The organism is Enterobacter wuhouensis (assembly GCF_035835995.1).
GTDB lineage: Bacteria > Pseudomonadota > Gammaproteobacteria > Enterobacterales > Enterobacteriaceae > Enterobacter > Enterobacter wuhouensis.
The window spans coordinates 4161287-4188161 of the sequence record NZ_CP142124.1; the positions used below are offsets into that span (position 1 = coordinate 4161287).

General features: G+C 55.0%; 27 protein-coding genes, 1 other RNA gene and 1 pseudogene. 16 read left to right on the top strand and 13 right to left on the bottom strand.

The window, feature by feature from the left end:
• Position 1 precedes the first annotated feature (1 nt).
• From mzrA to VPX56_RS19815, 8 genes are all read left to right on the top strand, one after another.
• Positions 2–385 (top strand): EnvZ/OmpR regulon moderator MzrA, encoded by a 384-nt coding sequence (mzrA, locus tag VPX56_RS19780; protein WP_131633435.1) that lies wholly within the window; start codon positions 2–4, stop codon positions 383–385.
• A gap of 143 nt (positions 386–528) precedes the next feature.
• Positions 529–897 carry a DUF1090 domain-containing protein gene (locus VPX56_RS19785; RefSeq protein ID WP_131633434.1) on the top strand — a complete coding sequence of 123 codons (369 nt, stop codon included), beginning with the start codon at positions 529–531 and terminating at the stop codon, positions 895–897.
• 29 nt (positions 898–926) lie between these two features.
• Positions 927–1232 carry an ElaB/YgaM/YqjD family protein gene (locus VPX56_RS19790; protein ID WP_008503141.1) on the top strand — a complete coding sequence of 102 codons (306 nt, stop codon included), beginning with the start codon at positions 927–929 and terminating at the stop codon, positions 1230–1232.
• A gap of 1 nt (position 1233) precedes the next feature.
• Complete coding sequence (locus tag VPX56_RS19795) at positions 1234–1632, top strand: phage holin family protein (protein WP_131633433.1); 399 nt, start codon at positions 1234–1236, stop codon at positions 1630–1632.
• Positions 1629–1925 carry a YqjK-like family protein gene (locus tag VPX56_RS19800; RefSeq protein WP_131633432.1) on the top strand — a complete coding sequence of 99 codons (297 nt, stop codon included), beginning with the start codon at positions 1629–1631 and terminating at the stop codon, positions 1923–1925. The genes VPX56_RS19795 and VPX56_RS19800 overlap by 4 nt, the downstream gene beginning before the upstream one ends.
• Positions 1926–2177: 252 nt before the next feature.
• Positions 2178–2570 carry a DoxX family protein gene (locus VPX56_RS19805; RefSeq protein WP_003862651.1) on the top strand — a complete coding sequence of 131 codons (393 nt, stop codon included), beginning with the start codon at positions 2178–2180 and terminating at the stop codon, positions 2568–2570.
• A 72-nt stretch (positions 2571–2642) separates the two neighbouring features.
• Complete coding sequence (locus VPX56_RS19810) at positions 2643–3629, top strand: glutathione S-transferase family protein (protein ID WP_131633431.1); 987 nt, start codon at positions 2643–2645, stop codon at positions 3627–3629.
• Positions 3630–3736: 107 nt separating this feature from the next.
• On the top strand, positions 3737–4102 hold the full coding sequence (locus VPX56_RS19815; protein ID WP_131633430.1) for a DUF805 domain-containing protein: 366 nt from the start codon (positions 3737–3739) through the stop codon (positions 4100–4102).
• A gap of 41 nt (positions 4103–4143) precedes the next feature.
• On the opposite strand, the gene yhaJ is transcribed toward VPX56_RS19815, so the two are convergent.
• The gene (gene yhaJ, locus VPX56_RS19820) at positions 4144–5046 is read right to left on the bottom strand and encodes a DNA-binding transcriptional regulator YhaJ (RefSeq protein ID WP_003862655.1); all 903 of its coding nucleotides are present in this window, start codon (positions 5044–5046) and stop codon (positions 4144–4146) included.
• 104 nt (positions 5047–5150) lie between these two features.
• Between yhaJ and VPX56_RS19825 the strand changes: the two genes are divergently transcribed.
• Complete coding sequence (locus tag VPX56_RS19825) at positions 5151–5852, top strand: pirin family protein (RefSeq protein WP_131633429.1); 702 nt, start codon at positions 5151–5153, stop codon at positions 5850–5852.
• Between the two features lie 67 nt (positions 5853–5919).
• Here VPX56_RS19825 and VPX56_RS19830 read toward each other — a convergent pair.
• Positions 5920–6066: pseudogene (locus tag VPX56_RS19830) on the bottom strand (serine dehydratase subunit alpha family protein); the annotation flags it as partial.
• A 220-nt stretch (positions 6067–6286) separates the two neighbouring features.
• Between VPX56_RS19830 and VPX56_RS19835 the strand changes: the two are divergent.
• From VPX56_RS19835 to VPX56_RS19845, 3 genes are read left to right on the top strand one after another with little or no spacing between them, the layout of a single operon-like run.
• Positions 6287–6736: an STM2901 family protein gene (locus tag VPX56_RS19835; protein ID WP_326468501.1), complete on the top strand. Its 450-nt coding sequence runs from the start codon at positions 6287–6289 to the stop codon at positions 6734–6736.
• A 2-nt stretch (positions 6737–6738) separates the two neighbouring features.
• Positions 6739–7056: a DUF1493 family protein gene (locus tag VPX56_RS19840; protein ID WP_326468502.1), complete on the top strand. Its 318-nt coding sequence runs from the start codon at positions 6739–6741 to the stop codon at positions 7054–7056.
• A gap of 21 nt (positions 7057–7077) precedes the next feature.
• Entirely contained in the window at positions 7078–7563 is a 486-nt protein-coding gene (locus VPX56_RS19845; RefSeq protein WP_238458540.1) for an Hcp family type VI secretion system effector, read from the top strand.
• 67 nt (positions 7564–7630) lie between these two features.
• Here VPX56_RS19845 and VPX56_RS19850 read toward each other — a convergent pair whose 3' ends face one another.
• Positions 7631–8041, bottom strand: coding sequence for a Spy/CpxP family protein refolding chaperone (locus tag VPX56_RS19850; RefSeq protein ID WP_326468505.1), 411 nt, complete (start codon positions 8039–8041; stop codon positions 7631–7633).
• Between the two features lie 237 nt (positions 8042–8278).
• Between VPX56_RS19850 and VPX56_RS19855 the strand changes: the two genes are divergently transcribed.
• From VPX56_RS19855 to VPX56_RS19870, 4 genes are read left to right on the top strand one after another with little or no spacing between them, the layout of a single operon-like run.
• A complete protein-coding gene (locus tag VPX56_RS19855) occupies positions 8279–10798 on the top strand; it encodes a type VI secretion system Vgr family protein (RefSeq protein WP_326468507.1) in 2520 nt (839 codons plus the stop codon).
• The gene (locus VPX56_RS19860; RefSeq protein ID WP_326472141.1) at positions 10798–12081 is read left to right on the top strand and encodes a VRR-NUC domain-containing protein; all 1284 of its coding nucleotides are present in this window, start codon (positions 10798–10800) and stop codon (positions 12079–12081) included. Before VPX56_RS19855 ends, VPX56_RS19860 begins: the two co-directional genes overlap by 1 nt.
• Before the next feature lie 12 nt (positions 12082–12093).
• Positions 12094–13305 carry a DUF3396 domain-containing protein gene (locus tag VPX56_RS19865; protein WP_326468509.1) on the top strand — a complete coding sequence of 404 codons (1212 nt, stop codon included), beginning with the start codon at positions 12094–12096 and terminating at the stop codon, positions 13303–13305.
• A gap of 12 nt (positions 13306–13317) precedes the next feature.
• The gene (locus VPX56_RS19870; RefSeq protein ID WP_326468511.1) at positions 13318–14289 is read left to right on the top strand and encodes a DUF3396 domain-containing protein; all 972 of its coding nucleotides are present in this window, start codon (positions 13318–13320) and stop codon (positions 14287–14289) included.
• A 38-nt stretch (positions 14290–14327) separates the two neighbouring features.
• Here VPX56_RS19870 and pflB read toward each other — a convergent pair whose 3' ends face one another.
• The 10 genes from pflB to VPX56_RS19920 all read right to left on the bottom strand — a co-directional run bounded on the left by pflB (position 14328) and on the right by VPX56_RS19920 (position 26556).
• Entirely contained in the window at positions 14328–16622 is a 2295-nt protein-coding gene (gene pflB / locus VPX56_RS19875; protein WP_326468513.1) for a formate C-acetyltransferase, read from the bottom strand.
• 15 nt (positions 16623–16637) lie between these two features.
• Positions 16638–17846, bottom strand: a complete 1209-nt coding sequence (gene tdcD / locus VPX56_RS19880; RefSeq protein ID WP_326472143.1) for a propionate kinase — start codon at positions 17844–17846, stop codon at positions 16638–16640.
• Positions 17847–17876: 30 nt separating this feature from the next.
• Positions 17877–19208: a threonine/serine transporter TdcC gene (gene tdcC / locus VPX56_RS19885; RefSeq protein ID WP_131635351.1), complete on the bottom strand. Its 1332-nt coding sequence runs from the start codon at positions 19206–19208 to the stop codon at positions 17877–17879.
• A 10-nt stretch (positions 19209–19218) separates the two neighbouring features.
• Positions 19219–20208 (bottom strand): bifunctional threonine ammonia-lyase/L-serine ammonia-lyase TdcB, encoded by a 990-nt coding sequence (tdcB, locus tag VPX56_RS19890; protein ID WP_131635350.1) that lies wholly within the window; start codon positions 20206–20208, stop codon positions 19219–19221.
• A gap of 100 nt (positions 20209–20308) precedes the next feature.
• A complete protein-coding gene (gene tdcA, locus VPX56_RS19895; protein WP_326468519.1) occupies positions 20309–21229 on the bottom strand; it encodes a transcriptional regulator TdcA in 921 nt (306 codons plus the stop codon).
• Positions 21230–21893: 664 nt separating this feature from the next.
• Positions 21894–22270, bottom strand: an RNA gene (gene rnpB, locus VPX56_RS19900) — RNase P RNA component class A.
• Positions 22271–22302: 32 nt separating this feature from the next.
• Entirely contained in the window at positions 22303–23448 is a 1146-nt protein-coding gene (garK, locus tag VPX56_RS19905; RefSeq protein ID WP_326468521.1) for a glycerate 2-kinase, read from the bottom strand.
• A 76-nt stretch (positions 23449–23524) separates the two neighbouring features.
• Positions 23525–24415, bottom strand: coding sequence for a 2-hydroxy-3-oxopropionate reductase (garR, locus tag VPX56_RS19910; RefSeq protein WP_131635347.1), 891 nt, complete (start codon positions 24413–24415; stop codon positions 23525–23527).
• Between the two features lie 20 nt (positions 24416–24435).
• Complete coding sequence (garL, locus tag VPX56_RS19915; RefSeq protein ID WP_326468523.1) at positions 24436–25206, bottom strand: 2-dehydro-3-deoxyglucarate aldolase; 771 nt, start codon at positions 25204–25206, stop codon at positions 24436–24438.
• A 15-nt stretch (positions 25207–25221) separates the two neighbouring features.
• A complete protein-coding gene (locus tag VPX56_RS19920) occupies positions 25222–26556 on the bottom strand; it encodes an MFS transporter (protein ID WP_131635345.1) in 1335 nt (444 codons plus the stop codon).
• Positions 26557–26875 lie beyond the last annotated feature (319 nt).

Sequence of the window (26875 nt, forward strand, 5' to 3'; positions counted from 1 at the left end):
GATGGTTATCTCACCGCTCGTCGTACGTCGTTTTTCCTATGCCATGATTGCGCTGATCGTGTTCAGCGCCCTGTTCCTGGCATGGGCGGCGCTTCAGCAGCAGGAGTCCACGCTGGCCATTCGCCCGGCGAATCAGGGCGTCAGCGTTCCTGACGGTTTTTCCGTCTGGCATCATCTGGATGCCAACGGCATTCGCTTTAAGAGCATCACCCCGCAGGACGACGTCCTGCTGATAAAATTTGATTCCAGTGCGCAAAGCGCAGCGGCAAAAATTGTGCTCGACCGCACGCTGCCGCACGGGTACATCATTGCCCAGCAGGAAGATGACAGCCAGCCTGCAGCCTGGCTGTCATTATTGCGCGATACTTCGCATCGGTTCGGATAATTACCAGGATTCCGAATCTTTTCACCAACTTTGGTGATTCCCCCGTTTACTTACTATGCTTAAGTATGCGGAGCACCCCTCAGACGTTCTCCGCATGAATCTGGAACACGGCTCACGCCGTAACACAATGGAAGGTTTCAATAATGAAATACCGCATCACTCTGGCTCTGGCCCTTTTTTCTTTAAGCACAGCATCCTTCGCCACTTCTCTGTGTCAGGAGAAAGAAAAGGATATTCAGCGTGAAATCAGCTATGCCGAAAAGCATAACAATCAGCACCGTGTTGACGGCCTGAAAAAAGCGCTGAGCGAAGTGAAAGACAATTGTACGGACAGCAAGCTGCGTGCCGATCACCAGAAGAAAATCGCTGAACAAAAGGACGAGATCGCCGAGCGTCGTCAAGACCTGCAGGAAGCGAAAGAGAAAGGTGATGCGGATAAAATTGCGAAACGCGAGAGGAAGTTGCAAGAAGCGCAGGATGACCTGAAAGCGCTGGAAGCTCGCGATTATTGAGTTAACGGAAATCTCAACAGGAGAGAATCATGTCAAAAGATACCACCTCAGAACATCTGCGCGCTGAACTGAAATCCCTGGCGGATACCCTGGAAGAGGTGCTGAACTCCTCTGCCGATAAGTCTAAGGAAGAAGTCAGCAAGCTGCGCAGCAAAGCGGAGCAGGCGCTGAAAGAGAGCCGTTACCGCCTGGGTGAAACCGGCGATGCGTTGGCTAAGCAGACCCGCGAGGCCGCAGCGCGTGCCGATGAGTATGTTCGCGACAATCCGTGGACGGGCGTCGGTATCGGTGCTGCCGTCGGTGTGGTGCTGGGTGTTCTGCTGACGCGTCGTTAATATGGAAGATCCTCGTCACGCACAAGGGCCTGCTAATAACGTCCTCGGTATCGGCCAGCGTATTTTGACCACGCTGGTCGGGATTGCCGAAACGCGCGTCCGCCTCGCCGTCGTCGAACTGGAAGAGGAGAAAGCCAATCTCTTCCAGATGCTATTGATGCTGGGGCTGACCATGCTCTTCGCCGCGTTCGGTCTGATGAGCCTGATGGTGTTAATCATCTGGGCCATCGACCCGCAGTATCGGCTTAACGCGATGATAGCTACCACCGTTGTTCTGCTTGTTGCAGCGCTAATTGGCGGTATCTGGACGCTGCACAAAGCGCGCACGTCCACCTTCTTGCGCCATACGCGCCAGGAGTTAGCCAACGATCGCTCGCTGCTGGAGGATGATAAATCGTGAGCAGCACAGCCGAACGTCAAAAGCGAAAGGCGTATCTGTTGAGTCAAATCCAACAGCAGCGGCTGGATCTGTCCGCCAGCCGTCGCGATTGGGTTGACGCAACGCGTCGATTCGACCGCGGCTGGAATACCGTCCTGAGCCTGCGTTCGTGGGCTTTGGTCGGGAGCAGCGTGATGGCGATCTGGAGTATTCGTCATCCCAATATGCTGGTTCGCTGGGCCCGTCGTGGCTTCGGTGCCTGGAGCGCCTGGCGTCTGGTGAAATCAACGATTCGTCAGCAGCAGTTGCGGTGATAAAAGCAAAACGGTAACCCAGGTTACCGTTTTTTGTTTTTGCGCCCTCTCCCCGTGGGAGAGGGTTGGGGTGAGGGCACCAGCGCGCACATCCCTTACTCAATATCTTTGATAAAGATTGACAGTTTTCCTTGCTAACAATTGTTACCCGCCCCGTTTATGATTCTCTCCATCGACAGCAAAGACGCGGTATCTACCCGAATTTGCACACATTTAAAGTTCAGCCGCTGATGTGGTTTCCTGGAGAGTAAAATGAAAAAATTAGAAGATGTTGGTGTACTGGTCGCGCGCATTCTGATGCCAATTCTGTTCATCACCGCAGGCTGGGGCAAAATCACCGGCTATGCAGGTACCCAACAGTATATGGAAGCCATGGGCGTTCCGGGATTCCTGCTGCCACTGACCATTCTGCTTGAGTTCGGCGGCGGCCTGGCGGTACTGTTCGGCTTCCTGACCCGTACCACCGCGCTGTTCACTGCAGGCTTCACGCTGCTGACCGCGTTCATCTTCCACAGCAACTTTGCGGAAGGCGTGAACTCCCTGATGTTCATGAAAAACCTGACCATCGCAGGCGGCTTCCTGCTGCTGGCTATCACCGGTCCGGGCGCCTACAGCATCGACCGCCTTCTGAATAAGAAGTGGTAAGCACGCTATACTGAATAAATTCAAAGCGAGGAGATATCTCCTCGCTTTTGCTATCTGACGGAGGAGAAAAAAATGGGACAACTCGTAGACGGCGTCTGGCAGGATGTCTGGTATGACACCAAATCCACCGGTGGTCGCTTCAAGCGCTCTGTTTCGGCCTTCCGTAACTGGCTGACCGCCGATGGCGCTGCAGGCCCCAGCGGTGAAGGCGGCTTCGCGGCTGAGAAAGACCGTTATCATCTGTATGTTTCTCTCGCCTGCCCCTGGGCGCACCGCACGTTGATCGTGCGCAAACTGAAAGGGCTGGAGTCGTTGATTCCGGTTTCGGTAGTGAATCCGCTAATGCTGGAAAACGGCTGGACGTTTGACGCTGATTTCCCTGCCGCCACCGGCGACAACCTGTATCACCACGATTTCCTGTACCAGCTTTATCTGCGCGCCGATCCGCACTACACCGGGCGTGTAACCGTACCGGTGCTGTGGGACAAGAAAAACCAGACGATTGTCAGCAATGAATCGGCGGAGATTATCCGCATGTTCAACACCGCGTTTGACGCGCACGGCGCTCGCGCCGGGGATTACTATCCGGCTGAACTGCGCGATAAGATTGACGAGCTGAACGGCTGGATCTACGACAGCGTGAACAACGGCGTCTACAAGGCCGGTTTTGCCACCAGCCAGGAAGCCTATGATGAAGCGGTCGGTAAAGTCTTTGAATCCCTGGAGCGTCTGGAGCAGATCCTCGGCCAGCACCGCTATTTAACGGGCGATCGCCTGACGGAAGCGGATATCCGCCTGTGGACCACGCTGATCCGCTTTGATCCGGTTTACGTTACACACTTCAAGTGCGACAAACACCGCATCAGCGATTACCTTAATCTGCACGGTTTTCTGCGCGATATCTACCAGACGCCGGGCATCGCCGAAACGGTCGACTTTGACCATATTCGCACGCACTATTTCCGCAGCCATAAAACCATCAACCCAACGGGCATTATTTCCATTGGGCCGTGGCAGGATCTGGATGAACCGCACGGGCGCGACGTCCGCTTCGGCTAAATATTAAGGGCATCAATAGATGCCCTTTTTTAATTCATAATATCCATCTATCCTTACTTCGATCGCTTAGAAAACAAGTGATTGACTGATAAATGAGGCAAGGAAAAATGGACTGGTATTTAAACGTACTGCGCAACTACATTGGATTTGGTGGACGTGCCCGCCGTAAAGAGTACTGGATGTTCGTTCTGGTGAACTTCATCCTCGCCCTGGTGCTGAGTATTGTGGACAAAATTCTGGGCTGGGAACGTGCCGGGGGAGAAGGCATTCTCACCACGATTTATGGCGTGTTTATTATGCTGCCTTCCTGGGCGGTTCAGTTCCGACGCCTGCACGATACCGATCGTTCGGCCTGGTGGCTCTTGCTGCTGTTGATCCCGATCGTGGGCTGGATTGTGATCCTGGTCTTCAACTGTCAGAACGGCACGCCGGGTGAAAACCGCTTTGGCCCCGATCCTAAGATCGGCGCGTAAAATAACGCCCGGTGGCGATTACGCTTACCGGGCCTACTCGTTTATTTATTGTGGTGGGCGAAGAGTTTGGGTATTTCGCGCAGGCACCACGACTTGGCTTCACCCATGCTGTCGCGACGCCACGCCATTATGATATCCACCTCGCTGGTGTACTCCGGGCTGACCACGCGCAGCCGTCCTTCCGCAATGTCTTTTTCAACAAACGGATAAGGCATCGTCGCCACGCCAAGCCCGGCCAGCAGCGCCTGGCGCTTATCTTCCAGAGACGTGACGGTTAAACGCGGCTGTTTATCCAGCAGCTGCACCGTTAACACCGGGCGCTCGCGCGCGGTATCCGCGACCGCCACGCCGCGATACTTCACGCGCGTCACTTCTGAGAGCGGCTCTGGCTCCTGATGAATCGGGTGATCCGGCGCGGCGACGTAGACGTTCATCACGCTGTAAAGCTTGCGGGAGTTGATTTCCGACGATGAGCGGAAGTGCATGTCCGGCGCAATCACGATATCCGCCCTGCCCGTCTCCAGACGCTCCCACGCCCCTGCCAGCACCTCGGTAATGATCGACAGTTGGGTATTGGCCTTCGCAGCCAGCCTGTCCACCAGCGGGAAGAGTGCTTCGGTGGGCACCAGCGCTTCGGTCACCAGCGTAAGATGAGTTTCCCAGCCGCGCGCCAGCGCTTCGGCGTCGGTGGTGAGCTTATCCGCCGCTTCCAGCAGCACGCGGCCGCGTTCCAGCAGCATGCGGCCAACGTTGGTGAATTTTGTTCGATGACCGGAGCGGTCAAAAAGCACCACGTCCAGCTCTTCCTCCAGCTTCTGCATGGTGTAGCTCAGCGCAGACGGAACGCGCCCCAGTTCATCTGCAGCCGCGGCGAAGCTGCCACGGCGGTCTATCGCGTCCATGACGCGAAGCGCCTCAAGCGTCAATGCTCTCTCTTTAGCCATCTCGTTCTCATTCAGGAAATTTGAACATACCGGGCAGAATATCTGGCTAACAATGCAGCGTCCATACCTTTACCATTGTTTTAGTGTAAAGAGAGGTCAAGTTTATGATTACGACAAGAACAGCTAAACAGTGCGGACAAGCCGATTTCGGTTGGCTGCAGGCCCGCTACACCTTTTCCTTTGGACACTACTTTGACCCTAAACTCCTCGGTTACGCTTCACTGCGCGTGTTGAACCAGGAAGTGCTCGCCCCCGGCAGCGCCTTCCAGCCGCGTACGTATCCGAAAGTCGATATCCTGAACCTGATCCTGGAAGGCGAGGCAGAATACCGCGATAGCGAGGGCAATCATGTCCAGGCAAAGGCTGGCGAAGCGTTGTTAATTTCCACGCAGCCGGGCATCAGCTACAGCGAGCATAATCTCAGCAAAGACAAAACGCTGACCCGCATGCAGCTGTGGCTGGACGCCTGCCCGGAGCGGGAAAACCCGCTGGTGCAAAAGGTAGATTTATCAGGCGATAAGCAGCAGCTGATTGCCTCGCCGGACGGCAGCAAAGGCAGCCTGCAGCTGCGCCAGCAGGTGTGGCTGCACCATATCGAGCTGAAAAAAGGTGAACAGGCGAGCTTCCAGCTTCACGGCCCGCGCGCCTATCTGCAGTCGATTCACGGCACGGTACATGCGGTGACGCATACGGAAGAGAAAGAAGCGCTCACCTGCGGCGACGGGGCGTTTATTCGTGATGAGGCGAATATCACCCTGGTGGCGGATACGCCGCTGCGCGCGCTGCTGATTGATTTGCCGGTTTAAGATCAACACCCCCCTCGCTCGATCGGTTCCCTCTCCCTGTGGGAGAGGGGTAACGGGTTGGATTAAATCACAACACCTTACTCGCCATAATCTCAATAATCTGCCGATCCGTCGCCTGCATTGAGCGGCACGCCAGCGCGCACAGGTTTGCGATCGACTGCTCCACATCGTGCGCCACAATTCCCTCGTTGCCCGTTACGGCAGAGTCATCCAGTGTGTTGGTGTGAGAAAATCTTAACCGGAGCAAGGGAGAAAAAATCCCCATGAACTGGAAAAAATAACCAGGACTATCTAAGAATGATGCCCTTTAAAAATCATAGCCATCTTGAAAGAACGAATATTTCGGAATTTATAAAGAGGAAAGCCCTACTCTCAGCCCTTTGTTTTTTATAGGATGACATTTCAGAAAACAATGCAAAGACTATGGTTATACTATGGACACCGTTGAAGAACTCAATGGAACATACTTTTATAAAGGTGTATGTAACATCTCCGCATCTGAGTTATTTTTTTGGATTTTTCTGGATGCCACCGATGAACAGTTCGGCGGATTAAAGGATGCAGTAATGATGGCCACTATGATTCTTGGTTTACCTATACTTGAAACCAGAACAAAGCCAGAAACGGCTACAATAGGCACATCTGTGGCATCTAAATACCTGCGAGATCTACTGAATGTACAGCTACCACACCGACTACCTACCATTACACTTGCAAGCTTTAAATACCGAAAACCAATGTATACCAAAAACTTAGGTGCATTCATTGGACGATGGATACCTGCACTAGGGATAACCATACTTGCTGCAGATGTTGCAATGATAAGTTACAAAACGCTTTCAAGATATAATACGATTACTCACCCAAAAGACCGGATTTGGTGAAGATGAACAGTGAAGCTGATGTTTTAAAATTCTTCAGGGACAATTTACCAGAACAAGGCACATTTACGGGCAAGAGAATCCCGCTTGAGATAGATGATGTTTTACAGGATTACACCGATCTGGATGATATCGTATATGTGATTGAGAGATTCGAAAAAGAGTATCTTATTGAAGTTAACACTGAAAATTATTTCCCCTGGACTCAAACCTGGTTTTTCAGGAAATGGTTTACTAAAGAACCGGTTAAGCAAATATCAAAGCCATTGACGGTAAGAATGTTTGCCGAAGCGGTAAAAGCAGGAAAATGGATACACGATTGATTGATAGAAGGAGTTTTTATCATGGCCGTACCTGTTCACATTTGGTTCTATGACGACGGTGGTTCACTCATTAAAGGTTCATGTGATGTTCAGGATCGTGAAGGGAGTGTTGAAATTAGAGGTTTAACCCATAATTTGACTATTCCAACCGATCCACTCTCCGGAAGATTAACCGGAACGAGGAAACATGCTCCTTTCCTGTTCGAGAAGGAAATTGATAGTTCATCTCCTTATCTTTATAAGGCGGTAGCGACAGGGCAAAACCTTAAGAAAGTTGAGATTAGATATTACCGAATTAATGATGCAGGTTGGGAGGTTGAATATTTTAGAACTGAGCTGGAAGGTGTGAAAGTTGTCTCTATCTCCCCTATTGTTAACGATACTCGTAACTGTCCTGGTACTGGCCACCTTGAATCTATTCAATTGCGCTACGAAAAAGCGACCTGGACCTATTGCGATGGGAATATTCAGTTCTCTGATGCATGGAATGAACGAGCATCAGCATGAAAGCCAGGATCATTCCTCACAGAATCCAATTGAAGCGATTCTGTGAGGTTTCATTTTAATTCCTGGATCAGTTTGCCAGCGCGTTGGCCATGTCGGTTTTCACCTGCTTGCGCTGTTCAGGCGTCAGCACCTGACTAACATCGAAGTAATATTTCACGCGATAGTAGCGGGTCTGCTCTTCAATTTTGCCGAAGGCAGCAAGCTGACTTTTCACTGTACTTTCATCCCATTTCCCGGTCTGGAACATGTCGATCAGCGCGCCATCTTTTACGCCAGTCATTGGGATCTTGCTGACGTTTTGTTCCAACGTTTGGTGCAGATCTTCAATCTTTTTAACCTGCTCGTTGCTGAGCTTTAAATGCTGCACGAGCGGATCCTGCGTCGGAGACGGGGCAGCCTGAACGTTAGCGGCCTGCGCCGTAAAACTGCACACCGCCAGCGACGCTGCAACCAACGCAATACGGGTCATTTTCATCATCTTACTGTCCTTACATTTTGTTATTGGGAAAAGCAGGAACATTGTTTTTCAAGAGCGGATGAAGATGTGTCAGTAATTATATAAACATTTTTGTATGTTCAGCGGGCAAAATTTATTTACAGGTTCTTTTATAAGATATCGTCTTTTTTAGACGCATCATTTAAGCAATTTACAACGAATTTGCGTTATGTAACTATCACAGAGATTATTCACCATAGAGAATTAAAGGTCTTTGTTATGGATAACTGGTCAGCGCTTTTCGACGGACAGACCCGCTACACCCTCGAGATAAACGACTCCCCCGTCACGCCCGACGTCCTGCGCTTTCAGGGCCGCGAGGCGCTCAGCGAACCCTTCTGCTGGACCATCGACTTCACCACCCCGCAGAACCCTGTCGCCCCGGAGCAGGTGCTGATGAAGCACGCCACACTGCGCATGCGCAGCGGCAAGGCGGTGCACGGCATCATCACCCGCATGGCGTGGATTGCCGTCACCGCCGACCAGTCGCACTGGCAGGTGGTGCTCAGTTCCCGCCTGGCGCTGCTCAGCCGCACCCGCCGGTGCCGGGTCTTTCAGAACCAGTCCGTGCCGGAGGTGGTGGAGCAGGTTTTACGCCAGCACGGGCTGGAAGGGCCGGACTTTGACTTCCGCCTGGAGCGGACGTACCCGGCGCGTGAGCTTATCACCCAGTGGCGGGAAACGGACCTCGACTTTGTGCAGCGCCTCCTTTCAGAGGTCGGGATATTCTGGCGCACGGAGATGGACGAGGCCCGCGGGCTGGAGGTCGTGATTTTCGCCGACAGCCCGCTGAACTATCGGTTTGACGTCCGCCTGCCGTACCGCGAGCCATCCGGGCTGTACGACGGGGCAGAGGAGTCGGTGTGGGACGTGCATACCCGGCATCAGGTGGTGCCGGGGAGGGTCAGCGCCAGGGACCACAACTACCGCGACGCCGGCGCGCCGATGGATGCGGCGGTCAGCGTGCGCAGCGATGCGGTGACGACGGGCGAACACTACCGCTACCAGGAGCCGTACCGCACTGCAGGGGACGATACGGACCCGGAGGCGGAGACCGAATCCGGGGCCTTTTATGCCCGGATTCACCACGAGCGGGAGCTGAACGGGTCGGCCCGCGTTCACCTTGAGAGCAACGCCGCTGGCCTGATGCCCGGCCAGGTGCTGGAGCCGCAGGGTGAGGTGATTCGCGCGCTGCAGGAAGGCGTGGTCATCACTCAGGTGGAATACCACGCCGCCCGCGACACCCGCCTGCACGTCTCCGTCGACGGGATGCCGTACACGGAGCGCTACTGCTTCCGCCCGGCGGAAATCCCGCGCCCTGAAATTCACGGCACCCTGCCCGCGCGCATCGAGAGCCGGGAAAAGAACGACATATACGCTCACCTGGACGAGCAGGGGCGCTACCGGGTGAAGTTCGACTTCGACCGGGAGGGGACGGAACCCGGTTACGGGTATCTGTGGCTGCGGATGGCGAAACCGTACTCTGGTGATACATATGGCTGGCATACGCCGCTCACCGACGGGACGGAAGTGGCGATTGCGTTCAGCAATGGTGATATTGACCTGCCGTACATCGCGTATGCGCTGCACGACTCTGAACATCCCGACCTCGTGAATCGTGACAATCACACCCGCAACGTGCTGCGCACGCCCGCAAACAACAAGCTGCGGATGGAGGACCGGCGCGGGGAGGAGCACATCAAGCTCGCCACGGAGTACGGAAAAACCCAGCTGAACGCCGGGCACCTGGTGGACGCGCAGGGACAGCGCCGCGGCACGGGCGCAGAACTGCGCACGGATGAATACGGGGCTATCCGCGCCGGAAAGGGGCTGTTCGTCAGCGCGGACGCGCAGGTGAAGGCCCGGGGCGAGGCGCTGGACAGGGATGCGGCGCTGAAGGAAATCGACCGGCTTAACCAGCAGCTGCAGCAGCTGGAAATCGCGGCGGAGCAGGCGCAGGCCCTGAAGGCGGACGTGGACAGCCAGATACGGATGTTTGAGGAGCGTCTGAAGCCGTTGAACGAGGCGCTGCTGATGTCGGCCCCGGAAGGGATGGCCCTGACCAGCGGGGAGCACCTGCAGCTGGCGGCCAGCAAAAACGTGGCCATTAATGCAGACGGGGACATCAGCACCGGCGTTATGGGGAATATGGCTGGCCTCGCAGGAGAAAAGCTCGGGCTGTTTGCGCGGACCGGCCAGCTGAGCCTGAAGGCCAGCGAGGGCCCGGTGGAGGTGCAGGCGCAGAACGGCAATATGAGGCTGTTTGTAGAGAAGAAGCTGACGATGAGCTCGGCGAGCGACATCTCGTTTGCGGGGAAAAAGCGCATCACGCTTATCGGCGGGGGGAGCTACCTGCGGCTGGAGGCGGGAAAAGTCGAGTACGGCACGACGGCGACGTATATGCGTAAAGTGAAGCGGACGATGGCGGCAGCAGCGTCAGACATGCCATTAAAGATGCCCCGGTTGGGCACATCGTATATCTATTCCGCAATCTACCAGTTACAGGATGAGCGCGGCACCCTGCTGGCGGGAAAACCTTACAGACTCACAACACCTTCCGGACAGATAGCGACGGGTTATACCGACGAAGAGGGGAAAACGGTGCCTGTCTATACCCGCACTCAGGAAAATGTCGAACTACACGTTGTGCAGAAAAAACCGCAGCCGCAGGAAATGCTGTGGTTTATTGGTGACGGCTCAGAGCAACAAATGGAAACTGAACTCAGGGAGCAGCCATGATGGAACTACCGGATTTACCCACATCACCTGATTCACCCGATATCCCCTCAGGCAAAAACAACCAGCCGTGGGACTGTACCACCACAGGCGTGGAGATGGTGGAAAAGCAGTCGCAGCTGCCGACGGAGAACAACCGTCAGTATCTGCATATCAAGGTGGAATATGCGATGCGTTTTCCTCGCCTGTCGGCAAAAGTTCGTCGTAACGGCAAAAGCTATCAGATGAGCCTGAAGCAACTGATGATGAGCGGGCTTATCCGCGCAGACGAAATCGCAGCAAAATATTACTGGTGGTACAAAGCGGAAGTACCGTTTGACATTCGCACCACGCCGCCCCGCCCTTATCTCAGCAGCACGCAGACAGGGCCGGGCAGGCGGCATACCACCAACCCCTTCCCCGAACCGGGAAAAGGTATTTATCGCCGTCCGGACGTGATCATTGTTAAGAACAGGAAGGACCGCTGGCCGGGGCTGGCTGGAGCGGATACCGAAGGCAACCTGCACGCCGATAATCTGGAGCGGCTGGTGGAGGTGAAGTTTCCGGAGGATAAGCTGGAACGTGAGCAGTATGACGATTACATAAAAATTGTTGGTGGTCCGGTAAATAAAGAGCGAATGACTATTCTGGAGATCCACGACTGCCGCCCGCAGGAGCAACAGTGGAGCGATCAGGTGGTCAACGTCACGCTGCAGAACTGGGTGAAAAGCGGGGCGAAATACTGGCCGCTATTCCTCTACCCCCCCATTTTCACTCCACGCCCGCCGAATGCACCAGTGCCTGCCAAAATCCAGCCATGGACACATGCCAGTGATACCGTTGCCGATCTCAGTGAAGGCGCCATTCGCGGCATCGCTGAGGGCTGGAATGCGCTGTCAAAAGAGATGCAGCAGAAACTCCAGCGAGTTGCTGGCTGGCTGAACGACAGCGGCGAATGGGTCTATTCGCAGGGCAGCCAGGCATGGCACTGGGCGAGCCGGACCGGTCGTACGGTGGCCTACTGGACAGACGCACAGCTACGTGCTGCCTGGCGGGAGATCCAGCAGGCAACGGATATGACGCTGGAGATGTTAAAACAGGTGGACTGGGTGCAGGTGCTGACCGATGCGGCTATCGGCATAGGGGTCATTCTGGTGGCGGTCGGCGTCGGGGTGCTGGTGGTGACGCTGGGCATCCCGGAAGTCATTATCGGTGCCTTTTTACTGATTGTACGCCTGGCGATAAGCGCCTGGGGGACGCTGGCAGCGGTCCTCGGAACAGGAACCACCTTGGTGGCATCACAATAATAAGGAGTGAGGATGTTAAAGGACCTGGAACTGAACTATATCGAAAAATGGCTGCCGGAAGCATCGGTGAAATATAAAGACGGCAGCCCGGCGGTGAACCTTGGGCTGGTTATAACCGTGTTCTTTAAAAACGGCCATACGCCGGACGTTCGCCGCAAAATGGTGGAGTGCGTGGATCGTTATTATGGTGAATTTAAGCCATATCTGAAGAAAACCATGGCGCCGAAGTGGGTTGGCATTACGGATAAAAACTATCAGAAAAAACGGCAGCAGATCCTGGACTCAACGCCTGAGGAAATTTTTTCCTGGTATTTGGGAAGCGTCGATACGGATTACCATGCCCCAGATTATGAAATTCTTATTATGGGAAAACGAATATTTCACAATGAGAACGATAGATCCGTTATTAAGCTTATATTCCCGCTTTCACTGCTCAAGAAGTCTGATGGCAAGGAAAACTATGAATCCTGGCTGCTGTGGTTATGCAACACTTTTGAAGTTGAAAATGGCTATGCAGGGCTGTCGTTCGTTTTGCCCTACGCCTTTGAACGCATGTTTCCTTATGAATATGCCCTTGCGCAGCGTTTTTCCGGCGTGATGGTGGACTCTCTGGGTACCCTGGAAGGCGGGGAAGAAGTCGAAGGGCTCAAGGGTGCCTGCTGGTACACCATTCTGGGTAAACCATGGCTGGAAAAGCTCGGCGGAGAAGACGCCGTCTCGCGGCGCCTGGCGAAAACACCGGAAATCAACCTGCTCTCCTATAACAACGGGGTAATTATGAAAGCCGGTGAATTACCTCCGTCACTGGGAGAGATGAAAACAGAAGGCCTTCCCCCGTTACTGGTGAAGATAAATCAAATCATCAAGCCGGTTCGCTACGATGAACCCCGCTCGCTGCATTTTTACTCGTCATATGAGAACCACCAATTTAATAAAGAGTCGACCATGAAGTGGTACCGGCGCTTCGACGATGCCAGCGCCCTGCTGGACAGCGAGGAGCCCGCAACCTCATCAGAGCCGGTACGCATTACCCGCTGGACCGATGAAACCGCCCCGCACGCCGGGCAGTGGGCCGCCATCGTTAACGGCACAACGGAGTATATTCAGACCCGGGAAGGGCAGCAGATGCCCGCCTTTGAAGACAAGTACGGCAAAAAACACCGCGCCTGCTGGTCGCTGCTTAAGCGTGACGATAAGGGCAGCGTATTTATTATTCCGGAATAAGAGAAACAAGAGATGGAACTCGACTATATCGAAAAATGGCTGCCGGAAGCATCGGTGAAATATAAAGACGGCAGCCCGGCGGTGAACCTCGGGCTGATTATCACCGTGTTCTTTAAAAACGGCCATACGCCGGACGTTCGCCGCAAAATGGTGGAGTGCGTGGATCGTTATTACGGTGAATTTAAGCCGTATCTCAGGAAAACGCTGCCGGTAAAGAAATGGACCAAAATCACCGAAAACAATTATGCCAGACAGAAGCAGGCCATTCTAAACTCGACGCCCGAGGAAATTTTTGACTGGGTACTGAGTTCTGCATCTGAGTCATATCTGGCACCGGATTACGGAATTCTTATTATGGGAAAACGTATTTTCCACAATGAAAATAACCGTTCCGTTATTAAGCTGGTCTTTCCCCTCTCCCTGCTGAAAGAGCCGGACGGTAAGGCACGCTATGAGTCATGGCTGCTGTGGCTGTGCAATACCTTCGAAGTGGAAAGCGGCTATGCCGGGCTGTCGTTCATCCTGCCCTACGCCTTTGAGCGCATGTTTCCGTATGAATATGCCCTGGCGCAGCGTTTTTCCGGGGTGATGGTGGACTCTCTGGGCACCCTGGAAGGCGGGGAAGCGGTTGAAGGCCTCAAAGGTGCCTGCTGGTATACCATTCTGGGTACGCCCTGGCTGGAAAGGCTCGGCGGAGAAAATGTCGTCTCTCGGCGTCTGGTGAAAACACCGGAAATCAACCTGCTTTCCTATAACAACGGGGTGATTATGAAAGCCGGTGAGCTACCTCCTCCACTTGGCGAAAAACACACGGAAGGTCTTCCTCGATTACTGGTAAAAATAAACCAGATTATTCTCCCTGTTCGTTATGACGGGCATAAGGGGCTGCATTTCTATTCAGAATATGAAAACCACCAGTTTGATGAAGAATCCTCCATGAAGTGGTTTGCCCGCTTCGATGACGCCAGCGCCCTGCTGGATTAAAAACGCCCCCTTCAGAAAAGGGGGCTAAATGACATATCTCACATCGCCTGCGTAAACGTCCTCGATATCACGTCCTGCTGCTGCTCGCGCGTCAGGGCGTTAAACCGCACCGCATAGCCTGACACGCGGATCGTCAGGTTCGGGTAGTTCTCCGGATGGGCAATCGCATCCAGCAGCATCTCCCGGTTCATCACGTTGACGTTCAGGTGCTGCCCGCCCTCAATGGCGGTTTCGTGGTGGAAGTACCCGTCCAGCAGCCCCACCAGGTTGGTTTTGCGCACCAGCCGATCCTTGCCCAGGGCCTGCGGCACGATGGAGAAGGTGTAGGAGATCCCGTCTTTCGCGTAGGTGAACGGCAGCTTGGCGACCGAGGTTAACGAGGCCACGGCCCCCTTTCTGTCGCGACCGTGCATCGGGTTCGCGCCAGGCGCAAACGGCGTGCCGCCGCGGCGTCCGTCCGGCGTGTTGCCGGTCTTTTGCCCGTAAACCACGTTGGAGGTGATGGTCAGGATCGACTGGGTCGGGACCGCGTTGCGGTATGTCGGCAGCGCCTGAATTTTCTTCATAAAGCGCTCGACCAGATCGCAGGCGATACTGTCCACGCGATCGTCGTTGTTGCCGTACTGCGGATAGTCCCCCTCAATCACGAAATCAACCGCCAGACCGGTGTGGTCGCGCACCGGTTTTACCGTGGCGTATTTGATGGCCGACAGGGAATCCGCCGCCACCGACAGCCCGGCAATGCCGCAGGCCATGGTGCGATAAACGTCGCGATCGTGCAGCGCCATCAGCGAGGCTTCGTAGCTGTACTTGTCATGCATGTAGTGAATGAGATTCAGCGCGCTGATGTACTGCACCGCCAGCCAGTCCATAAAGTGATCCAGGCTCGCCATTACGGTGTCGTAATCCAACACGTCGTCCAGCAGCGGAGCGGTTTTTGGCCCGACCTGGATCTTCAGCTTCTCATCCACCCCGCCGTTGATCGCGTACAGCAGCGTTTTGGCGAGGTTGGCTCGCGCGCCAAAGAACTGCATCTGCTTGCCGATGATCATCGGGCTGACGCAGCAGGCGATAGCGTAATCGTCGCTGTTGAAGTCGGCGCGCATCAGATCGTCGTTCTCATACTGCAGGGACGAGGTGTCGATCGACATCTGCGCGGCGTATTTCTTGAACGCGATCGGCAGCCGTTCGGACCAGAGGATCGTCAGGTTCGGCTCCGGCGCAGGCCCCATGGTGTGCAGCGTATGCAGATAGCGGAAGCTGTTTTTGGTGACCAGCGTGCGGCCGTCCAGCCCCATGCCGCCGATCACTTCCGTCGCCCAGATCGGATCGCCGGAGAAGAGCGTGTCGAACTCCGGCGTGCGCAGGAAGCGCACCATGCGGATCTTCATGATGAAGTGGTCGATCAGCTCCTGGGCCTGCACCTCGCTCAGCCGCCCGGCCTGCATATCGCGTTCAATGTAGATATCGAGGAACGAGGCCGTGCGCCCCAGCGACATTGCCCCGCCGTTCTGGGATTTCACCGCGGCAAGGTAGGCAAAATAGACCCACTGTACCGCCTCTTGGGCGTTCATCGCCGGGCGGGAGATATCAAAGCCGTAGTTCGCCGCCATCTGCTGGATCTGCAGCAGCGCGCGCCTGTGCTCCGCCAGCTCCTCGCGCAGGCGGATCGTGGCCTCCAGATCTTCACCGCGCTCCAGCCTGCCCTGCAGATCGGCGAACTGCAGCTCACGCTCGCGCACCAGATAGCTGATACCGTACAGCGCCACGCGGCGATAGTCGCCGATGATGCGCCCGCGCCCGTAGCCGTCCGGCAGACCGGTCAGCACGCCGGATTTACGGCAGCGCATCATCTCCGGGGAGTAGACGTCAAACACGCCCTGGTTGTGGGTTTTGCGCAGGTCGGTAAACAGGTACTCGAACTGCGGATCCATCTCGCGACCGTAGGCGTCGAACGAGCTGCGGATCATATTGATCCCACCGTACGGATGCAGCGCACGCTTGAGCGGCTTATCGGTTTGCAGGCCGACGATCGTCTCAAGCTCCTGGTCAATATAGCCCGGCCCGTGGGCGGTAATGGTGGTGGCGACGTTGGTGTCAAAATCCACCGGCGCGTGGGTAGCATTCTCCTGGCGAATGCCAACCATCACCTTCTGCCACAGCGCCGTCGTTGCTGGCGTCGCCTGCGCGAGGAAAGCCTCATCGCCTTCATAAGGGGTGTAGTTATGCTGAATAAAATCGCGCACGTTAACGGCGTTTTTCCATTCTTCACCGCGAAATCCGGCCCATGCGTCGCTGTAGGGCGCGACGCCCGTATCGATTGTTACTTTCATGCGTTTCTCGCTTAATCAGGCGTAAGCCGCAGCCGGAGTGACCTTCCCAAGACGGAGGGCGTCCAGCGCGATCATTTTTTCTTCATTGGTTGGGATCACCGCGCAGGCCGTGCGGGAGGCATCTGTAGAGATCACGCGCTCACCCGCGCTGCCCGGAAGCGCATTTTTGGCTTCATCAAGAATGATGCCAAAGACCTTCAGATGCTCTGCCACCAGCTCGCGAATGAGCGTCGAGTTTTCACCGATGCCGCCGGTAAACACCACGCCATCCAGACGGTGCAGCGACGCCGCGTGACCCGCAATGTGCCGCGCAATGCGGTGGACGAAGGTCTGGATCGCCAGCTGCGCACGCTCGTTGCCCTCGTGCCAGGCTTTCTCCAGCGCGCGTAAATCAGAGGAGATGCCGGAGATCCCCAGCAACCCGGACTCTTTGTTGACCACGCGCTCCAGATCCTCAAACGACTGGCCGGTCTGCTGGGCAATCCACGCCATCGCGCCAAAGTCCACGTCGCCGCAGCGCGTCCCCATCACCAGCCCTTCCAGCGGCGTCATTCCCATCGAGGTATCGACGCTTTCCCCGTTGCGCACCGCGCAAATGGACGCCCCGTTGCCGAGATGGGCAATCACCAGGCCGCTGTCATCGGGGGACAGCCCGAGAAGCGTATGCGCCTGCGCGGCGACGTAGCGGTGAGAAGTGCCGTGGAAGCCGTAGCGGCGCACGCCAAGCTCTTCGAAATAGCGGTACGGCAGGCCGTACAGATACGCCTGCGGGGGCAGCGTCTGGTGGAAGCTGGTGTCAAATACCGCCACCTGCTGCACGCCCGGGAACAGGCGCTCTGCCGCTTCCACGCCGCCCAGGTTGGCGTAGTTGTGCAGCGGCGCCAGCGGGGAAACCTGGCGGATCTGCTCGATAACCTGTTCCGTAATCAGGGTCGACTCGCTGAAGATGTCGCCGCCGTGAGCGATGCGGTGGCCAATTAAGGCCACGCTGCTCATCAGATCGCGCTTCTCCAGCTCCAGGGCGATGGCGGCCAGCGCCCCTTCGTAGTCCTGGTGAGCCAGTCCGACTGGCTCACCCCCGTTCACGGAAATAAAGGCCTTCTCGGTGTTGATACCGTCTGCAATCCCCGTCATCAGGGCATCGCAGCTGCTTGCGTCGAGCACCGAAAACTTAACGGAGGACGATCCGCAGTTAATAACCAGTACTACCGGAAACTCAATCATCATGTGACTCCGCTCTTCCTAAGCTTTGGGTTAGAACAGTTTGTAAACGATGTTCAGAATGGTCAGCAAGCCGACCACGGTAACGAAGATGTTCTCGGTGCGGCCTTTGTATTTCGCCAGCGCCGGTGCCTTGCGGATGGCGTACATCGGCAGCAGGCACAGCAGAGAGGCGATGATTGGCGCTCCCATGGCTTCAATAAGGTCCAGAATGTTCGGGTTGGCGTAGGCCACAACCCAGGTGGATCCCATGATGAAGATCATGCTGATGGTGTTCAGCTTGCCGATGGAGACTTTCTTCTTGTCGCCCTTGTAGCCGAACTTGAGGACCAGGCCGTTCAGCCCTTCCAGCGTGCCCAGGTAGTGGCCGAAGAAGGATTTGAAGATGGCAACCAGGGCGATGATGGACGCGCCGTACTCCAGCACCGTTGCGAACGTGGATTTGCTTCCCGACATCGACGCGAAGTGGTTCGCCAGGTAGGAGAGCACCGGAATATTCTGCGCTTTGGCTTCCGCCATGTTCTGCGGAGAGAGCGTGAACAGGCAGCTAAAGGCGAAGAACATCACCACCGCCACCATCAGCAGGCTGGCGCGACCGATGATTTTGGAACATTTCTGCTCGGTAAACTCTTTCCCGAACTCAGGCTCGTACTCTTCGCGCTTGGAGACCACAAACGAGGAGACGATAGGCGAGAAGTTGAAGGAGAAGACCATGATGGAAATCCCCAACCACACCGTGACCAGAATGCCGTCATGACCGGTGAAGGCGATATCGCTCAGGTTGACCTGGTCGATCACCGCCGAGTTCCAGTAAGGGATCAGCGACAGGGAAATCAACACCAGGCTGGCGATAAACGGGAACACCAGGAAGCTCATCACCTTCACCATCAGGTCTTTACCGAACCAGATAACAAAGGCCATCAGCAGCAGCAGGAACAGCGCCACAAAGCCGCGGTTCAGTGCGGGCAGCTGGAGCTGGTTTTCCCAAAATGTCATAAACGTATTGGTAATAGTGACGCCGTAAATCCACAGCAGCGGGCAAATGGCGAAGAAGTAGAGGAAGGTGATCACCACCCCACCGGTCTTACCGAAGTGCTCCTCTACCGTTTCGGTGATGTTGCCGGAGACGTTGCTGCCGGACAGACACAGGCGCGCCAGCGCCCGATGGCAGTAAAAGGCAATCGGGAAGGCGAGAACCAGCATCAGCAGGATGGGGATCAAGCCGCCAAAGCCTGCACGAATGGGGAAGAACAGCACGCCCGCGCCAATCGCGGTACCAAACAGGCCAAGCGTCCAGGTGGTATCAGACTTACGCCAGGTGGACGTTTTTGTCTGGCCAACGATAATGCTTTCTGTGTTGCTCATAGGTCATCCTTTATGCGTCAACGAAGCCGGTAATTTGGGAAACACGGGAGAGATCGATATTGCCGCCGGAAATAATGCAGACGGTTTTACGGCCCTGAATATAGCGATCGAGTTTGCCGCTTAATAACGCCGCGCAGGCCAGCGCACCGGCACCTTCTGTTACGACTTTATTTCGCTGAATAAGGGCAATCATGCTGTTGCGAATGTCGTCCTCGCTCACCAGCACAATGTCATCGACTAATTCTCGAACGATTTCGAAGGTTAAATTACCCGGACGAGAAACGTCGCAACCGTCTGCTAATGTTCCGGTGACGCGATGGTTGATGATTTCACCGGCCTGATACGATGCCGCCATACCGTGAACGTTTTCAGACTGCACGCCGATAATATTAATGGTCGGGTTGATGGACTTAATCGCCGTGGCAATACCGGCAATTAAGCCACCGCCGCCGATAGGCACAATGACGTTATCCACGTCATATAAATCTTCGAGAATTTCCAGACCAATGGTGCCCTGCCCGGCGATGACTTTGGCATCATCGTAAGGGGGAATAAAAATACGCCCTTCCATCTCGACGATTTCGCTCACTTTGGCGATGGTGTCGTTAAAGTTCTCGCCGTGGAGCACCACTTCAGCCGAGTAGTCGCGCGTGGCGGCAACCTTGGACTTCGGCGCGCCCATCGGCATCACCACTTTGCCGTCGATACCGAGCATGGCGCAGGAGAGCGACACGCCCTGCGCGTGGTTGCCCGCAGAGCAGGCGACAACGCCCTTGCGTTTTTCGGCATCGGTCAGCGAGCTTAGCTTATTAAACGCGCCGCGAATTTTGAATGAACCCGTACGCTGCATATTTTCGAACTTAAGGAATATCTCACCCTTACAGCGTTCGCTGAGATAATTCGAGCGCGGCATACCGGTTTTATAAACTTTTCCCGCCAGTCGTTTTCTGGCGTCCTGAATATCTTCAATGGTTACCGGGAGATCGTAGGTAATGTGCATAATATCCTCGTTATAATAATTCATTCTTTTCAGGCAAAGTCAGGGTATCAGAGCGTTACAGAGATAAGCTCTGGGTGTTTTTAAAATACGTTCTAAAAATTCATCGTCGTCTTTCTATATTCATCGACGAATATTGCTTCGCCAGCTCAACTAATACTGACGCTGATTTCTTAATACTGTAATTTTTTGACCACACCGCGGCATAACGCGCCACGGGAAATTCATCTTCCACTGGCAGCACAATAAACTGGTCAGAACCGAACGGTGCAATCATGTCGCGGGGAATGACCGTCAGGTAATCGGCATTGAGGACAAGGTTATAAATGGTGACGACGGAATCGGTCTGGACGATGTTTTCAATGCTGATGTGGTTGTCTTGCAGGGTGGTCAGAAGTTCTTTGTAGTAGCCCATATCGGTTTGCGGCATCACCCACTGCTCGTGCGTGAGCGATGCCAGTGTCGTCGGGCCGGTGCACGTTCGTGATTTGCTGGCAACCAGCACAAATTCGGATTCAAACAGCGGCTCGACGTGAAGATCCTGCAGCAGCATTTCGTCGCTTAACGTGCCGATGGCAAAATCCAGACGACCGTCGCGAATCGCGGGCAGGAACGACGAGAGCTGGGCTTCATACATCGAGACGCGCGCTTTCGGGAACACTTCCTTGAATTTTTTGATCATCTCAGAGAGGAAGGTGAAGCCAATCAGCGACGGGTAGCCAAAGGAGACGTCCATGACGGTGCTAAAACTGAGGCTGTTAATCTCGCTCACCATATTCTTCATTTCGCGGGTGATCGACTCTGAGTACGAGAGCAGAACCTGGCCTGCGGCAGTGAGTTTTACGCCGGTGTTTTTACGTACCATCACTTCCACGCCGAAATAGGATTCGATATCGCTGATGATTTTGCTGACCGCCGGCTGCGTCAGGCCCAGCTGTCTAGCCGCAGAACCTATGGAGCCACTTTTAATGACTTCCTGAAATACCACGAGGTGCTGTGTTTTCGGTAGAATAATAGTGTTCATAATATTCTGCGCTTATTTCCCTATGACGGAGCGGATTCTACCTAATTGTGTTTAAGAGGGTATGTGCTGTTACTCACAATTTACCTTTTAGGACTCATTCGGCTGGCTGCAAAAACCCAATAAAAACCTTTAAAATCAATACAGTAAACAAATATAAATACGCTATTACGCTGATATTGATCAACAAAAAAGGGAGTAATAAATTTATTTTATGCCGATAACCACGGTGAATTTCTTCAAATATTAAATAACAATAAAGATTAACTTTCAGACAATTAAAGGTTAATAAATAGTCATTATTTACTTAAAACATTTTTGTAATTTATCAAATACGATAATAATAATTTTACGATGATGAAGGAAAGAGTGGAGCAGGTCACATATTCATGCGGTAAATGTTTTTGATTTCAATATATGCATATCAAATAAGAAAACAATGACACCCATTTTAATAACAATATTAACAATCTCAAAACACTACAAATAACGCATTTTATAGCGGGAAATTTTGTGATTGCGATCGTCAATGGAGGATGAATGCATGCATTAAGCATCGAGACAGTGAAATGTGCTTCATGTCGCAAAACTGAGAATTGGTCTCGTTTGTAAACATTGCATCATGGTGCAGAAAGCAAAAACCCCGCCGAAGCGGGGTTCTTTAAAAAGTTGAAGCTGACCGATAAGCCGGGTTCTGTCGTGGACAGTCATTCATCTAGGCCAGCAATCGCTCACTGGCTCAAGCAGCCTACCCGGGTTCAGTACGGGCCGTACCATGTGAACCCCTATTTGGCCTTGCTCCGGGTGGAGTTTACCGTGCCACGGACTGTTACCAGCCGCGCGGTGCGCTCTTACCGCACCCTTTCACCCTTACCTGATCCCGCTTGCGCGGGCCATCGGCGGTTTGCTCTCTGTTGCACTGGTCGTGGGTTTCCCCCCCAGGCGTTACCTGGCACCCTGCCCTATGGAGCCCGGACTTTCCTCCCCTCCGCCCGTCTCCCCCGAAAGGGACGACGACGAAGCGGCGACTGTCTGGTCAGCTTCGGCGCGAAGTATAGAGGGTTTGCGCCCCGCTGTCACCCTTGGGTGTGCATCCCCACCTGTAAAGTGGCGGCAATATTACGCGAGGCGCGGTAAATGTTGTCATAGGCGCTGCGAAACGCCTCTTCGAGCGAGCCGATGCTGGTCAGCACGCTGAATACCGCGTCAATGCCGTACTGGTGAACGACACCGACATCCTGCGTCAGGCTACCGGCAATGCCGATCACCGGCTTATGGTATTTTTTGGCGACGTTCGCTACGCCAACGGGCACTTTGCCGTGAATGCTCTGGCTGTCGATGCGCCCTTCTCCCGTCAGCACCCAGGTGCAGTCGTGGATATGTTCTTCGAGGTTAAGCGCCTGCGTGACAATCTCAATCCCGCTCTTAAGCTCTGCCCCGAGGAAGGCCATCAGCGCGGCGCCCATGCCGCCCGCCGCGCCCGCGCCCGGTACGTGCTTCACGTCGATACGCAGGGATTTTTTAATGACATCGGCATAGTGGCTGAGGTTGGCGTCCAGCTCGAGGATCATCCCTTCCGTCGCCCCTTTCTGCGGGCCAAAAATGCGTGACGCCCCCTTTTCCCCCACCAGCGGATTGGTGACGTCGCAGGCCACGCGGATCGAACACCCTTCAAGGCGCTCGTCCAGGCCCGAAATATCAACGCTGTTAAGGGCCATCAGGCTGCCACCGCCGTGGCCGATCTCCGTACCGTTCGCGTCAGTGAGCTTCGCGCCCAGCGCCTGTATCATGCCGGCGCCGCCATCATTCGTAGCGCTGCCGCCAATGCCGATAATAATATTGCGTGCGCCTTTATCCAGCGCGCTGAGGATAAGCTCCCCCGTGCCGCGTGAAGTGGTCACGAGCGGGTTACGCTGCGCGGGGGGCACTAGCGCCAGGCCGCTGGCCGCCGCCATCTCGATAAATGCGGTGCTGCCATCGCCCGACATCCCCCAGCAGGCGTTGACCTTTTCCCCCAGCGGGCCGGTGACGACGGCGTGCTGTGCCGTGCCCCGGGTGGCGGCGATCATCGCTTCGACCGTACCTTCTCCACCGTCAGCAACAGGCACAGAAACATAAAGTGCGTCGGGAAAAATCTCCCGAAATCCTTTTTCTATCGCCTGAGCTACCTCGGTGGCAGAAAGGCTTTCTTTATAAGAGTCTGGAGCGATTACGATTTTCATAGTTGTAGCCTGTTACAGCACGGATCCGGCCTGGACCGTAGGCCCGGTAAGCGCAGCGCCACCGGGCAGGACGTCATTAGCGAGCAACTTCCACTTTCGCCAGTTTTTCGTAGTAGCACGCGATGGCGCTGTGGTCGGCTGTACCCAGCCCATCCGCGCGCAGCGCCTGCATCATCTCCATCACCGCGGCGGTCAGCGGCAGCTGCGCGCCCACGCCGTGGGACGTATCCAGCGCGTTCGCCAGATCTTTAATGTGCAGGTCGATGCGGAAACCCGGCTTGAAGTTACGATCCATCACCATCGGCGCTTTGGCATCCAGCACGGTGCTGCCCGCCAGGCCACCGCGGATCGCCTGATAAACCAGATCCGGGTTTACGCCCGCCTTGGTGGCCAGGGTCAGCGCTTCTGACATCGCCGCAATGTTCAGGGCGACAATCACCTGGTTCGCCAGCTTGGTGACGTTACCCGCCCCGATTTCACCGGTATGCACCACGGAACCCGCCATCGCTTTCATCAGGTCGTAATATTTGTCGAAAATCGCCTTGTCGCCGCCCACCATCACCGACAGCGTGCCGTCGATGGCTTTTGGCTCGCCGCCGCTCACCGGCGCGTCCAGCATATCCACGCCCTTCACCTTCAGCGCCTCGCTAATTTCTCGGCTGGCCAGCGGGGCAATAGAGCTCATGTCGATAACCACCAGGCCCGGCTTCGCGCCGTCGATAATGCCGTTTTCGCCCAGCGCCACTTCTTTTACGTGCGGGGAATTTGGCAGCATGGTGATGATCACATCGCACTGCTCGGCAACCGCTTTGGCCGTGGTGGCCGCTTCTGCACCGGCTGAAATCACTTCCGCCACGGCGTCTGAATTACGGTCTAGCACCACCAGTGAGTAACCCGCTTTAATGAGGTTTTTACTCATTGGTTTACCCATGATACCTAAGCCAATAAAGCCCACTTTCAGCGTCATAACTTTTTCCTCAATGATGGTTATTTTTTAAATGCGTCTGCTAATTTCTGCGTGGCGGAGCGGAACACGCCGAGGTCGCTGCCGACCGCAACAAAGGTCGCGCCCCATTCCAGGTAGCGGCGGGCGTCCGCTTCAACCGGGGCCAGAATGCCGCACGGTTTGCCGTGCGCTTTGGCGCGGGCGAAAATGTGCTGAATGGCGCGCTGCACCTCCGGATGTCCCGCATTTCCCAGGTGGCCGAAGGCGGCCGCCAGGTCGCTTGGCCCGACGAAGATGCCGTCCACGCCGTCGGTTGCGGCGATGGCATCGACGTTATCCACGCCCTGCTGGCTCTCGATCTGCACCAGGATGGTGATGTTCTTATTGGACTGCGCGAAGTAGTCCGGCACGGTGCCAAACATGTTGGCGCGGTGCGACACCGACACGCCGCGAATGCCTTCCGGCGGGTAGCGGGTAGAGGCCACGGCCTGCACCGCTTCTTCTTCGGTCTCCACGAACGGGATCAGGAAGTTGTAGAAACCGATATCCAGCAGGCGCTTGACGATCACCGGCTCGTTGGTCGGCACGCGCACCACCGGCGCGCTGTGGCTGCCTTTCAGCGCCATCAGCTGCGGAATAAAGGTGCTGATATCGTTTGGCGCATGTTCGCCGTCCAGCACCAGCCAGTCGAACCCGGCCAGGCCCAGCACTTCGGTGCTGATGGGGTTCGCCAGGGCAGACCAGCAGCCAATCTGGATCTGATTCGCCGCGAGGGCCGCTTTAAACTTGTTCGGGAAGATATCGTTACTCATCGCTTATACCTTTGCTTATTTCTGCAATTCCATACGTTTAATGTCGCCTACCACGAACAGGTAGCAGACCATCGCCATTAACGCTGAACAGCCAACGAATACCAGTGCCGCGTTGAAAGAATGCAGCTCACTGACCAGATAACCAATTACCAGCGGCGTCGCGATAGACGCCACGTTACCAAAGACGTTAAACACCCCGCCGCACAGGCCGACAATCTCTTTTGGCGCGGTGTCGGAAATGACCGGCCAGCCGAGGGCACCAAAGCCTTTGCCGAAGAACGCCAGCGCCATCAGGGCCACCACCAGCGTGGTGTTGTTGGTGTAGTTACACAGGATGATGGATGATGCCAGCAGCATGCCCAGCACAATCGGCAGCTTGCGCGCCAGCGTTATCGACTTGCCCTGCTTAATCAGGTAATCCGAGAACACCCCGCCCAGCACGCCGCCTGCAAAGCCGCACAGCGCCGGGATGGAGGCCACCAGACCGACCTTCAGAATCGACATCCCTTTTTCCTGCACCAGATAAATCGGGAACCAGGTGAGGAAGAACCAGGTGATGGTGTTTATAAAGTATTGACCAAAAAAGACGCCCAGCATCATGCGGTTGGTCAATAACTGTTTGATGTAGTGGAGTTTCGGGCCGCTCGCCGCCTGCGCACCCGGCTTTTTGTGGTCCATATCGACCACGGCACCGCCTTCGGTAATGAACTTCAGCTCCTGCCCGGACATGCGCGGGTGGTCGGTCGGGTTATGGATGTACTTGACCCATACGCCGGTCAGCACGAAACCAATCACTCCCATGACGGTGAAGACGTGTTCCCAGCCCCAGGCGAAGGTCAGCCAGCCCAGCAGCGGAGAGAAGATCGCCAGCGAGAAATACTGCGCCGCGTTAAACAACGCAGACGCGGTGCCGCGCTCTTTAGTCGGGAACCAGGCCGCCACGATGCGGGCGTTCGCCGGGAATGACGGCGCTTCCGAGAAGCCGAGCATAAAGCGCATGATAAACATTGAAATGCCCGCCCAGGCCAGCGGGAAGAGATCCACAAAGCCCTGCAGGAAGGTGAACAGCGACCAGAAGAACAGGCTGTAGGTGTAAACCTTTTTCGAGCCGAACTTATCCAGCAGCCAGCCGCCGGGGATTTGCATCAGCAGGTAGGCCCAGCCGAAGGCGGAGAAGATATACCCCATCGAGACGGCGCTCAGCTGCAGCTCTTTCGCCACCTCGGTGCCGGCAATCGACAGCGTGGCACGGTCAGCATAGTTGATGGACGTAACGATAAATATAATCAGCAGAATTAAATAACGGGTGGGTATCCCCTTTTTCGATTCTACAGCGGTATCCAGAATCATGTTTATTTCCTCGGGCACATCGATAGTTTTATATTTATAATTTTTATGAAGGAGTATTCCCTGATTATTTATCGATAGCAGGCAATATCAGGTAATTAACCAGATGCAATGAAATCGTGATTCAGTATAATCATCACCCGGTATTCGCACATTGTAATAACGCTCAATTATCGCGGCCTATATAAATAATATTTTGAGCATATGCACAAGGCACTGGGCGCTGATGCACAGAATCAGGCATTAGGGGCTAACGGGCATGATGTCTCGCATTAGGGAGTGATCCGGATCACATTTTTATACCCTAAGTCCTGACATTCTT